The 17,270-nt window shown below is 52.6% G+C and carries 10 protein-coding genes; 5 read left to right on the top strand and 5 right to left on the bottom strand.

Annotated features, from left to right (window positions below):
• Nucleotides 1-15: 15 nt before the first annotated feature.
• The 3 genes from EG028_RS26325 to EG028_RS26315 form a co-directional block, all read right to left on the bottom strand.
• Nucleotides 16-3,339 carry a SusC/RagA family TonB-linked outer membrane protein gene (locus tag EG028_RS26325; protein ID WP_120519269.1) on the bottom strand — a complete coding sequence of 1,108 codons (3,324 nt, stop codon included), beginning with the start codon at nucleotides 3,337-3,339 and terminating at the stop codon, nucleotides 16-18.
• Nucleotides 3,340-3,504: 165 nt separating this feature from the next.
• Complete coding sequence (locus tag EG028_RS26320) at nucleotides 3,505-4,563, bottom strand: FecR family protein (RefSeq protein ID WP_120519270.1); 1,059 nt, start codon at nucleotides 4,561-4,563, stop codon at nucleotides 3,505-3,507.
• Between the two features lie 77 nt (nucleotides 4,564-4,640).
• The gene (locus tag EG028_RS26315; RefSeq protein WP_162946642.1) at nucleotides 4,641-5,153 is read right to left on the bottom strand and encodes an RNA polymerase sigma-70 factor; all 513 of its coding nucleotides are present in this window, start codon (nucleotides 5,151-5,153) and stop codon (nucleotides 4,641-4,643) included.
• 373 nt (nucleotides 5,154-5,526) lie between these two features.
• Here EG028_RS26315 and EG028_RS26310 point away from each other — a divergent pair, with 373 nt between their 5' ends.
• Nucleotides 5,527-7,749 carry an alpha-L-fucosidase gene (locus tag EG028_RS26310; RefSeq protein WP_120519272.1) on the top strand — a complete coding sequence of 741 codons (2,223 nt, stop codon included), beginning with the start codon at nucleotides 5,527-5,529 and terminating at the stop codon, nucleotides 7,747-7,749.
• Between the two features lie 42 nt (nucleotides 7,750-7,791).
• The gene (locus EG028_RS26305) at nucleotides 7,792-9,390 is read left to right on the top strand and encodes a GDSL-type esterase/lipase family protein (RefSeq protein ID WP_221198115.1); all 1,599 of its coding nucleotides are present in this window, start codon (nucleotides 7,792-7,794) and stop codon (nucleotides 9,388-9,390) included.
• Nucleotides 9,391-9,399: 9 nt separating this feature from the next.
• On the opposite strand, the gene EG028_RS26300 is transcribed toward EG028_RS26305, so the two are convergent.
• Nucleotides 9,400-10,575, bottom strand: a complete 1,176-nt coding sequence (locus EG028_RS26300) for an ROK family protein (RefSeq protein ID WP_241559223.1) — start codon at nucleotides 10,573-10,575, stop codon at nucleotides 9,400-9,402.
• A gap of 509 nt (nucleotides 10,576-11,084) precedes the next feature.
• On the opposite strand from EG028_RS26300, the gene EG028_RS26295 reads away from it, so the two are divergent.
• Together EG028_RS26295 and EG028_RS26290 are read left to right on the top strand one after the other, a co-directional pair.
• Complete coding sequence (locus EG028_RS26295; protein ID WP_120519275.1) at nucleotides 11,085-14,000, top strand: SusC/RagA family TonB-linked outer membrane protein; 2,916 nt, start codon at nucleotides 11,085-11,087, stop codon at nucleotides 13,998-14,000.
• Between the two features lie 24 nt (nucleotides 14,001-14,024).
• Nucleotides 14,025-15,623 (top strand): RagB/SusD family nutrient uptake outer membrane protein, encoded by a 1,599-nt coding sequence (locus tag EG028_RS26290; RefSeq protein ID WP_120519294.1) that lies wholly within the window; start codon nucleotides 14,025-14,027, stop codon nucleotides 15,621-15,623.
• 178 nt (nucleotides 15,624-15,801) lie between these two features.
• On the opposite strand, the gene EG028_RS26285 is transcribed toward EG028_RS26290, so the two are convergent.
• Nucleotides 15,802-16,200, bottom strand: a complete 399-nt coding sequence (locus EG028_RS26285; protein ID WP_120519276.1) for a winged helix-turn-helix transcriptional regulator — start codon at nucleotides 16,198-16,200, stop codon at nucleotides 15,802-15,804.
• Between the two features lie 85 nt (nucleotides 16,201-16,285).
• Between EG028_RS26285 and EG028_RS26280 the strand changes: the two genes are divergently transcribed.
• The gene (locus EG028_RS26280; protein WP_120519277.1) at nucleotides 16,286-17,176 is read left to right on the top strand and encodes an NAD(P)H-binding protein; all 891 of its coding nucleotides are present in this window, start codon (nucleotides 16,286-16,288) and stop codon (nucleotides 17,174-17,176) included.
• Nucleotides 17,177-17,270 lie beyond the last annotated feature (94 nt).

Raw genomic sequence — 17,270 nt, 5'->3', positions numbered from 1 at the left:
ATTTGACGGGTTGAATTAAAAGCGGACCATGGCGCCGAAAGTGAATGTTTTGGTTTGCGGATAGGTAACGTAATTGCCATCGCCGGTGCGCTCGGGATCGAGGCCGGGGTACTTGCTGATGGTAAATACATTGTCCGCGCTGGCGTATAAACGGAGGGACTTCAGGCCCACCCGGCTGATCATCGCCTGCGGCATGTTATAACCCAGCTGCAGGTTGCGCAGGCGTATGAACGATGCGTCTTTCAGGAAATAAGTGGACGCATAATTCTGTACGGGCGCGTATGAATCCGCTACATATATCTTCGGCATCTCGTTAGTAGGATTGGTGGGCGTCCAGCGGTTCCGCCAGGCCGTGGTAGGTACGGAGCCCTGCCTGAAGGGCTCAATGCCCCAGCCGTTCACATAGATCTTCTGCCCCTGCGAGCCATAGAATTGTGCGCTCAGATCAAAATCACGCCAGTTCAGCCCCAGGTTAAACGCATACTGGAATGCGGGGTATTTTCCTTTTACATAAGTGCGGTCCTGATCGTCGATCTTGTTGTCCGCCTTTACATCGTTGATCTTAAGATCGCCCGGCGTGGGCGTTACGGGTTGTTTAGGCCATTTGGAAATGTCTTCGGTGGACTGGAAGATGCCGCCCCATTCATAGAGATAATAACCGTCCAGTTCATGCCCTTCCTCGCGGATCGTGGTTCCGCCGATCTCGCGTTTGCCGAATTCTTCCAGCGTGTTCTTATACGTTTGCAGGTTCGCGCTGATGTTGTAGCTGAAATCTTTGCCGATGCGGTCGTTGTACTGGATATTAAACTCAAATCCTTTGTTGCGCACAGCCCCGTTGTTGATGGTGGGTGCGTTCAGCCCCAGCCATAAAGGCACCTGGGAACTTCTCAGGATGTCGAAAGTATATTTGTTGAACCAGTCCGCGGTGAAATTGAGCCGGTTGTCAAAAACGGTCAGGTTGATGCCGATATCCAGTACACGGGTGGTTTCCCAGGTAAGGTTCGGATCCGTGAGCGAGCTGGCGGAAAAGCCGTTCGAAATAGTGCCGCCGAATACATATGGCCGGCTGTCCAGCGTAGCCTGGTAAGGGTAGTTACCAATGTTCTGGTTGCCCAGTTCTCCCCAGGAAGCACGGAGCTTCAGGTCATTCAGCCAGGGTACATTTTTGAGGAAATTTTCCTCAGACACACGCCATGCGCCGGAGAAAGAATAAAAGAGACCCCAGCGGCTGTCTGAAGGAAGACGGGAAGTACCGTCGTACCGCAGGCTTCCGCCGAACAGGTATTTGTCTTTGTAATCATAATTGGCATTGCCGTAGAAGGACCGGATGCCCCATTCGCTGGAAGTGCCGCTGTTCGTCTGCCCGTCTGCCGGGCCGGCGTTCAGCTCACGCAGCAGGTTTGTGGGGAATTGATTACGGCTGGCATTTAATTCTTCGGCTTTGTTATGTTCCTGCTGGTAGCCGGCCAGCGCGTTCAGATTGTGTACACCGAAACTTTTTTTGTAGGTAAACTGGCTGTAATAAACCGTATAGATATTCCCGCGGTCGCTGATGTTAAGGCCGGGTGTACCTACATCCAGCAGGCCGGCGGGGCTCATGTCGTTATAAAAAAAAGTGGGTACGGTGGGCCTGAAGTCGTTGTTGCGGATTGAATTATAGTTCATCCCCGCCCTGTTTTCCCATTTCAGTCCGTCTATGATATCCACATCAACGGAAAGGTTGCCCTGGGCGTAATAGTCGTTTGAACGGACGATCACGTCTTCCCCGACGATGGCCACCGTATTTTTGTTTCCCTGCTCGTTGTTATATGCCCGTTTGATCCAGCGGCCATCGGGTGCGCGGGGCGGGTATAGCGGCGACTGTGCGAGCGTGGAGAGGAACATATCCCCGGCACCCTGTGGAGGGAATTTGCGGTTGCCATAGCGGAACTGGATGTTTGTGCCCAGCGTCACGCGTTTGTTCACTTTGGAGCTCAGCCCCAGGTCCAGCGTATATTTTTTATAGTCGAAGCCGATCATCACGCCCGGTTGCAGGTTCACACCAATGCCCAGGCTATAACCGACGTTCTCGCGCCCGCCGCTCATGTTCAGGTAATGATTCTGTGTGTAAGCTGTGCGGAACAGATCGTCCAGCCAGTTATGATTGGGGTATTTTACACGGTCGGTGGCGTTCCGGTAGAGGTCTATCTGCTGCTGTGTGTATAGCGGCGCCAGGCCGGAGTTGGTACGCGCTTCGTTGTATAGCTCCATAAATTCGGCGGAGTTCGTAATGGTTTCCGGGATCTTGGTGGCCTGGGAGATGCCGAGGTTATAACCATACTCCAGCGAAAAGCCCGTGCCCCTTCCTTTTTTTGTTTTTACGACGATCACACCGTTCGCGCCACGGGAACCGTAGATGGCCGCCGAAGCAGCGTCTTTTAATACGGACACGGATTCAATGTCGTTAGGGTTCAGCACGCTCATGCTGCCGGGCAGCCCGTCCACGATCACGAGCGGATCATTGCCCGCGCCGCTGAAGGTACTGACGCCGCGGATGCGCAGCAGCAGGTTTTCATTGCCCGGTTCCCCCGAGCCCTGCGTTACCTGCAGGCCGGGCAATTGCCCCTGCAGCAGGCTCACGGGGTTGGTGGCCACGCGTTTGTTCAGCTCAGCCCCGCTCACGGTGGCAACGGCGCTGGTGAGTTTATGTTTTTCCTGTGTGCCGTAACCCACTACCACTACTTCGTTCAGGCCGGCTACATCCTGTTTCAGGCGAACATCCAGCGTGGTGCGTCCCTCCACGGCTATTTCCTGTTTCAGGTAACCTATTGCGGATATTACGAGCACGGCGCCTGTGGGAACGTCCAGCGTAAAAGTACCGTCTTCCTTCGTCAGCGCGCCCGTCATCGTGCCTTTGATCTGCACGGTGATATTAGGCAGCGGGTTGCCGTTCTCATCAATTACCCTGCCTGTTACTTTTTGCGCGCGGGCCTGTGCGGGCGATTTTTTGAACACCACCATTTTGCTGTCCACGATCACGTAGTGCAACCCGGTGATACCCGCAATGGAATCCAGTATCCGGGAGAAAGGGGCATTTTCCATCCGGAGGCTCAGCTTAGGCAGCTGCTCCACTTCGTTATTGCTGTAATAAAATACGTAGCCCGTTTTCTTTTCCAGGTACTGGAAAACTTTTTCCACTTCTGTTTTGGAAAAAGAAACGGAGAGCGTCGTTTGGGAATAACCGGCGGCAGAAGCGTTGAAGAACAACAGCAGCAGCACCGCTGTAAATTTCACCTGGTGCATGAGCTGGCGGATGTGCCCGGCCGGTACGCGGAAGAGGAAAGTAGTAGATTTTTTCATAACTGTAGTTGGGTGCTGATAAATATGCGGAAAGAATGATCTTTCGCAGTTCAATGAACTTGTCAGGGCATACCTTTCCCTGCAGGGCTTCCCCTGATTTTACTGACGTAGAATATCATCCGTATTTAGATTAAGTTTTTCTTCTGGTTGTTCACACGTGCAGGGTCATCTTATAATTACTGTATCGCCCTGTACGGTATATTCAAACGGCTGGATCTCTCTTAATACAGACAGCAATTTTTCCAGCGGTAAATTGTCTGCCCGGCCGCTGAACCTCAACGTGGAAAGCTCAGGTTTTTCAATTATGATCGTTGTTCCATACCAGCGTTCCATACGCCGTGAGATGGATTCCATTGTTTCGTTCTGAAATATCAGCTGGTTGCTCAGCCAGGCGGTTTCAATCACCAGGCTGCTGTCCGGCGAAGGCACTACCGATATCTTTGTTTGTTCAATGACGTTTTGAGGTTCGCCAGCCGTTTTGTCTTTCCCGCCTTTTGTTTTTACATCCGCCGGTTCCCGCACCACCAGCTTTTCCCTGGGTTTCAGCAATACCCTGCGCACAGCGCCTGCTTCCTGTACCGTTACTTCCACCGCGCCGGATATCAATGCTGTTTCCGAGAATTTTTCATCTTTGTAAGAACGTACGTTAAAAGAAGTGCCCAATACCCTGATATTCATTTTGTCGGTATGAATAATGAAAGGCCGGTTCGCATCCTGCGTCACATCAAAATAGGCTTCTCCGCTCAGGTACACTTCACGCGCCGTTTTCCCGAACTTCTGCGGATATTTTACCGTACTGCCGGCATTGAGCCACATCATGGTGCCGTCGGACAGGCGGATGCGCGTTTTCATGCCGGCATCGGTGGTCACCACTTTCAGTTCAGCGGGAGACAGGATGCCGGAAAAATAAATCCCGCCGGCAACCAGCAGCAGGCAGCAGGCCGCTATCCACAGTTTCCCGGCCGGCCGCCTTTTCGGAGGTGGCGCCGGAAGAGCGGCGTCCGCATCCATTGCGGCTATCCGTTCTAATACGTTATCGGCCAGACTTTCAGCGGCAGCCTCATCCATTACAGGTTTCTTTGTAAAAGAAAGCTGGTTCAGCTGGCCGGATTTCAACCAGGCTTCCGGGTGCTCCAGCAACAGTTGCTCCAGCTCGGCCATCTCTTCCTTCGAAATCTCGTTTCGCCAGTAAAGCCCTAATAATTCCCAAAATCGATTGGACATTTACAACCAGTATATATGCGCTGTTAATAAGTAGACAACGGCTAAAATGAAAACAATTAAGGAACCGGAAAAAAAATTCAGGAGTGGGATACCCGGAGGGCGGGTGTGAGGGCTGCCCATATCTTTTTGAGGGCGAGCGTCATCTGTACGTTCACAGTGGCTTTTGAGATATCCAGCAGCTGGGCCACTTCTTCGTACGTAAGACCTTCTTCCTTTACCAATATAAATATCTGCCGGCACCGGGGCGGCAGCTGGCCGATAATATTCTGGATGGAGCGGATATCTTCTTTGCTGATCAGGATCTCTTCGGGGCTATGGTCGTTGCGGCGGCTTACCTGTACTTCCCATGCCGCGTAATGCGCGGCCCGCCGGCCTTTTCCCTTGAGATAGTTGAGCGCGGTATTTTTTACGGCAGTGAGCAGGTAATAACGGACATTGTCGGGGGGAGGAAAGTGCTGCCGCTGCTGCCAGACTTTAATGAATACGTCGGACACAATCTCTTCGGCTTCCTGCGCATTTTCAACGATGCTGCCGGCAAAATAATGAAGCATGGGGCCAAACGATTTCATCAACCGTTTAAAGGACTCCATGTCACCTGTTTTCCAAAACGTGTCGAATGTTGTCAGTTCACTGTGCATAGAAACAAGTCATACTAAAGCTACACCTCCTTTTTGAAAAATAATACCGCATAATTAGCTGATAGTAATGCTAAATTAGCAGTGGCCGCATATCGCGCCGATATTGCATAAATCCATACCAATTCTGGTAAAATTTAACACGGGATATGCTGTAAAATTGAGGGCATACCCGGCCGCTGCGTTATGCTGCATTTTAATAGGGGCACTTTTACAGATGAAGAATGGGCAGGCCGAATCAGCCAGCGATTAGTGAATTCGGGGCAGGCAATTAGTTCCGTTCTTATTGAGTAGTGGTATATCTTTACATATCTCTTTATTGTTTTGTATGAAAAAAGCGATCCTTATATTATTTACTACAGCCATGCTGCAGGCGCAGGCACAGCAGGCCGATGTGCCCGCCCGCAATACGATAGCCGTGGATGCTGCGGACGCCCCGGCGGATATCATCCGCAAAGCGGCTCATGTAGTACCTACTGCCAACCAGTATGCCGCGTTGCAAAATGAATTTATCGCCTTCATTCATTTCGGGCCCAATACCTTTACACGCATGGAATGGGGCACCGGGAAAGAAGACCCGGCCATCTTTGCATTACAGCACCTGGATACAGACCAGTGGTGCGCCGCCATGAAAGCGGCCGGGATGAAAATGGTCATAATTACGGTGAAGCACCATGATGGTTTTGTGCTGTGGCAGAGCCGCTACACGGCGCATGGGATCATGTCCACCGGTTTCCGGGGCGGCAAAGGAGACATTCTCCGCGACCTAGCCGCCTCCTGTAAAAAATACGGGCTAAAGCTCGGTGTTTATCTCTCGCCTGCGGACCTTTACCAGATTGAAGATCCTAAAGGTTTGTACGGCAACCTCAGCGCATATACGAAAAGAACGATCCCGCGTGCTGTGCCAGGTCGCCCTTTCCGAAATAAAACAACCTTTGAATTTGTGGTGGATGATTACAATGAATATTTCCTGAACCAGCTGTTTGAACTGCTGACCGAATATGGCCCTGTGCATGAAGTATGGTTTGATGGCGCACATCCCAAAACAAAAGGCGGCCAGCAATACAATTACCAGGCCTGGAAACAGCTCATTCATACCCTTGCGCCCAAAGCGGTAATATTCGGAAAAGAAGATGTGCGGTGGTGTGGCAACGAATCCGGTAAAACACGGGCGGCGGAGTGGAACGTGATACCTTACCAGGAAGATCCTGCCCGGGCGAACAGTTTTGCGGACCTGACGGCGCCTACGGTAGGCAGCCGCGAAGACCTGTATGGCGCCAGGTACCTTCATTACCAGCAGGCAGAAACCAACACGTCCATCCGTGAAGGATGGTTTTACCGTGACGATACCCGGCAGAAAGTACGTAGCGCGGACGATGTGTTCGATATTTACGAACGCTCCGCAGGCGGCAATTCAACTTTTCTGCTCAATATCCCGCCCAACCGCGACGGCCGTTTTTCCCCGGCAGATTCAGCCGTGCTGATAGAAACAGGCCGCCGCATCCGGCAAACCTATGGCGCCAGCCTGTTCCGCAATGCAAAGGGCCCACAGGCCGTACTCGATGATAAAACCACCACCGCCCTCCGCCTTCCTGATACCACCGGCGCTATCGAAATCACAACACCCGCAGCCGTTACCATCAACCGTATAACGATACAGGAGGCTGTAAGCACCGATGGAGAGCGGGTGGAAAAATTTGGGGTAGACGCCTGGAAAGATGGCCGGTGGGAAGAGATGGCCGTATCTGCGAACATTGGCTACAAACGCATCCTGCGTTTCCCGGATGTAACTGCCAGCCGCTTCAGGCTGCGTATCCTGGAATCTCGTTTTCCTCCGGCGATCAATCATATTTCCGCGCATTATTACAAAAACCGGCCGCCGCAGCTCGCCATCAGTCAGTCCGCAAGCGGGATGGTAACCATCGCGCCGGTGCAGCAGGAGTTCAACTGGAAACCACATGGCGAGGATGCTGTAAAGAACCTCGGCGCAAACTTCGATATTTTCTACACTACCGACGGCTCCGAGCCTTCGTTGCATTCAGCCAAATACACCGGGCCGTTCCATATGCCATCCGGCGAAGTGAAAGCCATTTCGGTGCAGGCCAAAGACAAAAGCCCCACGTTCAGCCAGGCTATCGGCATCACGAAACAAAACTGGCGCATAACGGCGGCCAGCAGCGAACGGGACAAACGGCCCGCTTCCGCAGTGAGCGATGCAAACAGGAAAACATTCTGGCAGACAACCGATGACGGGCCGCATTCCATTACCATTGATCTCGGCGCGGAACATCAGCTCAAAGGATTTGCTTACACACCGCAGACCGTACATGCCGAAGGCATGATGGCGAAAGGAGTGCTGATGGTAAGCCTGGACGGGCAAACATGGCGGCAGGCAGATACGTTTACATTCGGCAACCTGGTCAACGATCCGGTGACCCGCTACCACTACTTTCCCGATTCCGTTACCGCGCGTTTTGTACGCATTGACGCAACAGAAACCGCCGCCGCCAGCAAATCACTGGCCATTGCCGAACTGGATTTCTTCGAATAACACCGACGCATGCAAAAGAATTTTCTTCTATTCATTCTTTCTATGGTTACCATTGCAACATCGGCGCAACAACCCATACGGGTTGCCTGCATCGGCGATGGCATGACCTCGGGGACAGGAATGGCCAACCGGGAAAAGAACAACTACCCGGCGCAGCTGCAAAACATGTTGGGAAGCGGATATACAGTCAGGAATTTCGGAACTGACAGTTCGTTTATTAGCGGGAATAACAGCCGTTCCTGGCGGCAGGCGCTGCAATACCGGCCGGACGTTGTGCTGGTCGGTTTTGGCAACATCCCCGGAGGTTCCGGCCTCAACGCGGCCATGCACGAATACCAGGAGCTGGTGCGTGTATTCGGAGCACTGCATGAAAATCCGCGGATTGTTTTGTTGCTTCCGCCTGTATTACCGGCAGACAGCCTGCGGGTGACGGAAACATTTGCCCGGGAGATTCGTCGTGCGGCATTGCTTACGGGTAACGAAACCGTGGACCTGCACCAGCTTATGGCTGAAAAACAGGAATTTTTCCAGGACAAAACACATCTCTCCTCTCTTGGCGCTACTGTCATTGCGCGCCGTTTATATGAAACCGTCAAAATGCAACCGGTAGGCGGGATCAATATTTTCATACCCTTAAACGCAAAACAGGATAACAAGGGGTTCCCGGGATACCGATCAGGATTGTTCACCTGGAAAGGGACAACCGGCCGCGCCATCCGCCCGCAAAGGGCGGCAAAAGGCCTGCCCTGGGCCTGGCTGACCGGCGAGCCTTACGATACCCTCACGGCAGTTGCTTTGCTGGAAAGAGGATTTCATATTATTTGTTCTCAGGACACTTTGCCGGAATTGCGGAAGAAGATGCTGGCCAAAGGATTTTCCGGCCACGTACCCATTGTAAGGCCCGGGACTCCGCTGTCCGCTGCGTTGCAGGCCGCCGGACGAAAGATCAATTTCGCGGCACTGCCTGCCCCCGGCAGCGAATACCGGTCCGGCGCCGGATGGAAAGAAGGCAAAGACTGGTGGGCACAACATGCGGACATTGACAGCCTCCTGCATGCCTCCCGTAACCTGGACGTACTTTTCATCGGCAACTCGATCACGCAAGGCATTGGCGGACACCGGACCGGCACCACTTACCGCCCGGGATTTGCCGTATTCGACTCAATATTAAAAGGCCTGAGCTGGGAATGCGCGGGCATCAGCGGAGACCGTACGCAAAACGTGCTTTGGCGCCTGCAAAACGGCAGTTACAGGCACGCGGCGCCAAAACTGGCGGTGCTTACCATCGGGGTCAACAATTTTCCGGACGACGGGCCGGAAGAGGTTGCTGAAGGAATCAAAACAATCCTCGGCTGGTTGCGCACGAATATGCCTGCTACCCGCGTAATATTGATCGGCCCGCTACCCGCCGGGCTTACGAAGGACGAGATGCGCCGTATAAAATATGACCGCACGCAGGCAATTATCAGCCAGTTCCGGATAACCGGCGTAACCTATCTCCCCCTGGCTGAAACATTTATCCAGCCGGATGGCAACATCAACAGGCGGCTTTATTCAAACGATGGTATTCATCTTTTACCCGCAGGTTACCGTGCATGGGCGCAAGCGCTGGCGCCGGTGATTGACAGGGAATTGAAATGAGAATATTGATCACCCCGCTTTCGCCTGGGCGATCATCGCGTCGAAGAACTGGCTGATGCCTTCGGCGGCATATCCCAGCAGGCGGGACTGGTCGCCCAGTTCAGAGCTTACGATCTGTGTTTTTTCACGTATCTGCGTCATACAATATGTATTGATCGCCTGCTGCATCGGCAGCGTGATATACTGTCGCGCGGCTGCGATCTTTCCGCTAAGGATCACCAGTTCCGGGTTGAAGAGCTGTATGAGAATGGAAATTCCTTTGCCGAGGTTGGTACCGATATTGGACAGCAGCTGGATGGAATACTGGTCGCCGTTGTTCGCCGCGCGGATGATCAGCTCCGTTTCGATGCGGTACACTTCTTTATTCGACAGATCGTTGATGATGGAGTTCTGGCCGGAGAGGATACCCTGCCTGGCGATCTTGGACAGTGTCATGCCGGAGGCGACCGTTTCGAGGCAGCCATGTTTCCCGCAGTAACATAATTCACCGTTTTCCGCGAAGGGCATATGCCCCATTTCACCGGAAAAACCGGAACTGCCCTGCTGCACTTTCCCGTCCATAATGATCCCCAGGCCAATGCCCCAGTCCATGAGGATGACCAGCACATTTTTTTTGCCTTTCGCGTGGCCTACCCGGAGCTCAGCGAGTGCAGAGCCTTTTACATCATTCTGGATCACTACGGGCAGGCCCAGGTGTTGCTCAAACGCCTCACGCAGGCTCATGCGGCCGGTTTCGTCCAGCAGGTAGCTGAAGTTTTCGCCGGACTGTGTGTTGATCAGCCCGGGCATGCCGATGCTGCACCCGATCAGCCAGCCGGAACCGATATTGGCGGAGTCGATCAGTTCGCGTACGTGCACCAGCAGGCTTTCAAAAAAAGCGCTCCGGTTGCGGGAAAGCGGTACAGCCACCGATTTCACCTGCGTGATAAAATTGTTGTTATTATCCACGATCACCATGCTGGTTTTAAACAGCTCGATGTCTATACAAAGCACAAACAGTACGTGCCTGCGTAAACGAAAAAGATCAGGCCGCCTTCCCCCGATGGATTCTCCCTGTCCTTTTTTCTCGACGATCTTTTCCCGGTTCATCTCCGAAAGGAGCTTCACCGCGGTAGGAGTGGAAATGCTTAATGTGTCGCAGAGCATGGCGACTGGCGAAGGGCCACTGGTATATAAGTGTTGCAAAAGCTTATATTTCAGTTGCTCTTGCTTTCGATTATTGTTTTTCTGAAACCAGAATAACGATTTATTCAATAAATGGACGTTCATTTCTTCAAATTTTTTGTCATTCCCACGAAGACTTCTTAAAATATCTTCAAAAAGGTTTTTTCATTGAGTAAAAAGTCAAAAAACTTTACTCTTTAGCGAAAATAGTACGCATATTGGAACTGCATACGACAATTATTTGAGGATTTTACGCATTGGAAAGTTAAAGAAAAGCAAAAAAGATAATAACTACTTGTAAAAAATTGATCGCTTTCGAAACCAGCAGATAAACTGATTGGACCAGCAAAGTCAGGAATACTTTAAAAGGACAATAGCCAGGCACACCTATGCTCGCTCAGGGAACTTAAGCCCATAGCTCATCCGTATTTTGTTTGTAATGATAATTTACCGCCGTCCGGCATCAATGACGCTGGCGGCCCGGGCGGAGCCATGCTATTTTTTTTCCCGAACCTTCAACCACCCTAAATATGAAGTATTTACTCTTATTCTCATCGTTTCTGTTCTGCATGCTACAGGCCCAGGCCCAGCAGCGGACGATTACGGGCAGTGTCGCGGATTCGTCCGGCAGTCCCGTACCGGGCGCAACCGTGCTCGTAAAAGGCACCAATATCGGGACCGCCGCGGGCGGCGATGGGCGTTATGCCATCCAGGTGCCGAATGACAATGCCGTCCTTATCTTCACCTCCATCGGTTTTCAGGACCGGGAAGTGACAGTGGGCCGGGAAACTGTTTTGAACGTGCGGCTGCTGCAAGGCGGAAAAGACCTCAATGCCGTAGTGGTAATGGGTTTTTCCAAAGTAGAACGCCAGCACGTTGCCTCTTCCGTTGCCCAGATGGATATGAAACAGGCCAAAACGCGCCCGGTCATTAAATTGCAGGAAGCCTTCTCCGGCACTATTGCGGGCGTGACCATGCAGCAGGGAACCAACCTTCCCGGCGCTGTGCCCGGCACTATTTCCATCCGCGGTATCAGCACCCTGCAGAATGCGGAACCGCTGGTGATCGTGGACGGTATGGAACAGTCCCTTACGGACATTGACCCTAACCAGGTAAAAAGCATCACCATCCTGAAAGACGCCGCCTCCGCCTCCATGTACGGCTCACGCGGCGCAAACGGGGTGATCATCATCGAAACGGAAAGGGGCACCACCGGCAAGTTCAAAGTGGACCTGAACACCTGGTACGCCATCCAGAAACCTATCGATCTGCCAAAGTTCGTAAATGGCGCGGAGTACATGCGGCTGAACAACGAAGCCCGCACACTCCAGGGCCAGACGCCTACCTTCTCCGCGGATTCCATCCGTAAAATGGAAAGCGGCCAAATCCCCAGCGTAGACTGGCTGGACGAGGTAATGCAACGAAATTCCAACTCACAGAACACCGCCCTGAGCGTATCCGGCGGCGGCGGCGTGGGCACCTTCAACCTGATGCTGGGCCACCTCCGCGAAAATGGCCTTAACAACATTGAAGGCTCCCGGAAATATTCCGCTCGTTTTAATACCAATATCAATATCGCGGACAAGTTCGTACTCCTTGCAGACTTCTATGCGCACCGCCTGCAGGTGGACCGCCTGTTTGCCAATGATAATGGCAACAGCCTTTACGCCGATGCCTGGAAAATGAACGCCTCCCAGCAGCTGTTCTATGAAGACGACCGGGGGCAGAACATCCCGGAGCATTACATCCTGCATAACAACCTCAACCCCGCGGCCTCCATCGAACGCGGCGGTATCAGGAACTACCTGCATGATCATAGCGCTATTAACCTGCGCCCGAAGTATAACATCAACAAAAACCTCAATATTGAGGGCAACGTGTCTTACCTCATCACCAAATCCGCTGAAAAGTGGAAGCGTGCTACCTTCAAGTTCTACGACGGCAATGGTAAACCGGTAACCACCTGGGGCAACATTGTAGACGCATTGCAGAGAGTAAGCACCAGCCAGGTGACCGGCCGCGTACTCGCTAATTATACCAGCAGCCTTCGCCGTGGTAAAGACAAGATCTACTTTACCGCCGGTGCGGAAGCAATGAGCTGGAACTATACTGATTTCCGGGAAGTGAGCAAATCTTCCTTCTTCGGCAAACTGAACTACTCTTTCGACAACCGATATATCCTTGAATTTACGCCCCGTGCAGACGGCAGCAGCAAGTTCGCACCGGGCAACCGCTGGGGCTTCTTCCCCTCCGGGGCATTGGCCTGGAACGTGACCAACGAAAACTTCATGAAGCCGATCGTGCGGTCCGGCAAATTAAACAACCTGAAGTTCCGTGTTTCCTATGGCCTTATCGGTAATGAAAACGTAGACCCTTACCTCTGGGAAGAGATCGTGAACACCTGGGGCTGGACCATGCGCCTTCCCAATCCCGCGTTCTCCTGGGAAAAACAAAAGCAGGCTAACCTTGGGATGGAAGCAACTTTGCTCGACAACCGCCTGACCATTACCGCCGACGTGTATAAGAAACACTCCTTCGACCTGATCTATTCCGACTTCCCCGTACCACCGCTTACCGGCTCACACACACTGGAATCGGCCGTGAACATCGGTGAGGTGGACAATAAAGGTTTTGAGCTGTCTGCCACCTGGAGCGACAATATCGGTGATCTCAAATACAGCATCGGCGGTATGCTCTTCGACAACCGCAACGAAATAATGAAAGCCGGTTATAAAGCCAACGATACGCTGATCTTTAAAGACAACAACGATAAGGTCTGGTACCGTGGCATCGCCCTGGATAACTATTATGGCTACAAGGCAGATGGTTTTTACCGCGATGCGGCAGAGGTGGAAGGTTCTCCGGCGAGATTTCCGAACACCCTTCCCGGCGACATCCGTTATGTAGACCAGAACAAAGACGGCGTGATCAACAACGAAGACCGCGTGAACCTCGGTGATCCGTACCCGCACATGAATTATTCCGTTAACCTGAACCTTAGCTATAAACGTTGGGACTTTGCCGTGCTTGGCCAGGGCGTAGGCGAACGCACCGGCCGCCTTAACGGCATGGAAGGTTATCCCGTACTCGTAGACGGCGCCACCAACGCTCTCGGGGCACCCCGCCAGTACTATGCAGACAACCGCTGGACGCCTGAAAATCCCAACAGCCGCTTCCCGCGCGTTTGGACCGGCACGTCCACCAATACCAACCTGTCTGACGTATGGCTGAGCAACGCCGCTTACTTTCGCGTCAAAATGATCCAGCTGGGCTATACCATTCCAAGGATCGGCTCACAGATCCGCAACGTGCGCATCTATGTGAACGCGCAGGACGCTATCACCTTCACCAACTGGGAAGGCCTCGAGCCAGAGCGTAACGGCGGCAATGGGAACTATCCCCGCATGGCCAACTTCAGCATCGGATTAAAAGCCACAATGTTCTAATCAACTTATTCGCCGAATATGAATATGAAGAAATTAATTTATGCCTCCCTCCTGCTTACTGCCTTAACGGGATGCGAGAAGTTCCTCGACAAGAGTGACCCGACAGCCACAAAATTCTCCGAGTTCTTCAATACGGAAGAAGACCTCCGCCGCGTAGTATATTCCAGCATGTACGACGTATATACCAATCACACCGTGCTGCAAAGGCTTCCTTATATGGAAGACGGCAAATCAGACGATGCCTACAGCCGTACAGAAAACCATCACCACCAAAGGATCGCTAACGGCAACTTCAACTCCAACACTGCGGCATTCCTTTACCACTACGAGCTGCACATGAAACACCTGGGCCGTCTCAACGTGTTCATCGCCAATGCTGACATTCCTTATGTGGAAGACGAAGCCGTGCGTGAAAAATACCGTGGCGTCCTGGAAGGTATCCGCGCCTGGCACTACTTCGAGCTGGTAGCCCGCTGGGGAAGCGTGCCGTTCTACCTGGAGCCCGCTGACCTAGAATCTGCCCTGCAGCCTTCCAGGCCTAAAGAAGATATCCTTAATGAACTGTTCCCATTGGCCGAAGCCGTGGCCAACAAACTGCCCCCGGACGAGTATGGTTCCGACGCTTACATGTTCAACCGCTATTCCATGAAAGCGATGATCATGCGTTACGCGCTGTATTTCGAACGGTATGAACTGGCGGCCCGCCTAGCCAAAGAGATCATGGACTCGAATAAATACCAGCTGCACCCTGTATATGGGGACCTGTTCAGTTATAAGGCAGACAAGACCAACAAGGAGTTCATCCTGGAAATGGATATGCAAAGCCATAACAACTCCGCCACCCAATCGTTTCAGCACCTGGCCCCACAGTACCGCACCGGCAACGGGCAGTCCTTCGTGGTGCCGCTGAAAGCCCTGATAGATTCCTACTGGACACTGCAAGGCGATCCGATCGATCAAAGCCAGTTGCACACCAAACAGGAATACGAGCTTAATCCCAAACTGAACCGTGACCCGCGGTTGGCGGCCAGTATATTCATTCCCGGTGATATTTTCGTGAACGAGCCGATCAACATCTACGACCCGAACAACCCCATGTACTACGAGAATGCCCGCGCCAGCCGCTCAGGCTTCTGGTACAAGAAGTTCGTGGACGTGACCGACGCATTTAAAACCGGCGGCAACATGCATTTCCCCTTCATCCGTTACGCCGAAGTACTGCTGACGTACGCCGAAGCGAAGATCATGCTGAACCAGGTGGATGCCCTTACCAAAACCAACATCAATGATATCCGCAGGCGCGGCGGGCTGGACATGACAGCCGCCGATGTGACCCTGACTAAATATGCCGGCTACTCACAGCAGCAATGGATCGCGCTGATCCGCAACGAACGCCGCATTGAACTGGCTGGCGAAGGACGCCGCTACGACGACATCATCCGCTGGAAGATCGCCGAAACCGTGCTGAATCAGCCAGCTATGGGCCACTCCCGCATGCTGAACGGGCAGATGACTACCCTGAAAGTGGAAGACCGCGCCTTCAGGCCCAACAACTACCTCTGGCCGTTCCACGAGAACAGCCTCAAGGTGGAGCCGGGTTTGAGACAGAACGACGGATATTAATTCCCTACTTCATTTAATACAAAGGGCTGGCCGGATGGTCAGCCCTTTTTTCATAGAGGAAATATTTCAGCATATCCTGTTTAACACGCCGTTTCGGCTGCATGTAGTAAATCAGGTGAAACCGGTGGGAAACATCAGCGCGGTAAAATCCCGGGAAGTCATTTAAAATCCCGCAGGATCATTTCACTGGGAATTCCTTCATCGTCCGGAACAATGGTTTCTTCATCTTTTTTCCGTCCGCAATCGCCCAGTTCGCCATAGCATGCAGCACGGGCCGCAGCGCCATGCCCTTATCGCTCAGGCTGTACGTGACATGCGGCGGCACCACGGGCAGCGACACGCGCGATACCAGTCCGTCCGATTCCAGTTGTTTGAGATGCTGCACCAGCATTTTTTCCGTGACATGCGGTATCGCTTTTTTTAATTCGCTGTAACGTTTGCTGCCGGATAACAGGTGGAACAAAATGATCGGTTTCCAGTAACCCCCGATCTTCTCCATCAGGTAGGTGATCGGGCACAACTGGAGCGCCGTTTGTTTGTTCAGCTGGATGGTGGAGCTTTCTTTAACCTTCGTCATGGGTATACATACTTTAGGGTAAGTACTTGTCAAAAAGTAAGTACAAAGATACTTTTGCATAAGTAAATAACCAAACAACAAAATTATGCATATCACTCTCACCGGTTCCATTGGGAACATCAGCGGCAGGATCGCGGAAATCCTTATCGGGCAAGGGCACAACGTAACCCTCATCAGCCATCAGCCTGAACGCGCAGCACAAATAGAAGCCATAAAAGCCTGGCCCGCGATCGGGTCGCTGGAAGACAGCGCCTTCCTCCACCGGGCATTCTCAGGGGCGGACGCCATCTATACCATGATACCGCCCAATCCCGGCGCGGCGGATTATAACACATTTGTCCGGAATGTACAGAACAGCTATGCGGAAGCGATCCGGTCAGGCGGCGTAAAATATGTGGTCAACCTCAGCAGCGCCGCTTCTCCGCTCGCCGGCAGCGCCCCGCTGGAAGGGTTTCAGAATATGGAAGATCATCTCAACCACCTGCCGGATACAAATATCCTGCACCTGCGGCCCGGTCTTTTTTATACGAACCTCTACGGCAGCATCGACCTGATCCGTCACCAGTGTATCATCGGCAACAATTTCGCTGCCTCCACCGCCATGGTAATGAGCCATCCGCAGGATATTGCCGAAGCCGCGGCGGATGCGCTTCAAACCCGTGCATTCCGGGGAAAGGAAGTGCTTTATATCTCCAGCGACCGTAAGACAGGAAAAGAGATTGCCGGGATACTCGGCGAGGCTGTAGATCGCCCGGAGCTGCAATGGGTACAGTTCCCGGATGAGCAGCTGCTGGAAGCGCTGACTGCCAGGGGGCTCTCACGCGATATAGCACAGCATTATCTCATCGATATGGGGATTGCCATCCGTGAAGGCGTGCTGGACAAACACTACAGCCGGTATGCACAGAAAGTATGGGGAAAACGCGGCCTGGAATCTTTTGCCAATGAGTTTGCGCAAGCCTATTCCCGCCAATAACATTATAAAGGCTTCGCCTCCCGGAGCCTTTATTTTTTTCATAAACAAAACCGCCCGACCAAACGGCCAGGCGATTCTGTCTGATTGAGATATT

The organism is Chitinophaga barathri, from assembly GCF_003807585.1.
GTDB classification, from domain to species: Bacteria; Bacteroidota; Bacteroidia; order Chitinophagales; family Chitinophagaceae; genus Chitinophaga; species Chitinophaga barathri.
Note: the sequence above shows the minus strand (reverse complement) of the source record. Positions and strands in the feature narration are given on the sequence as shown.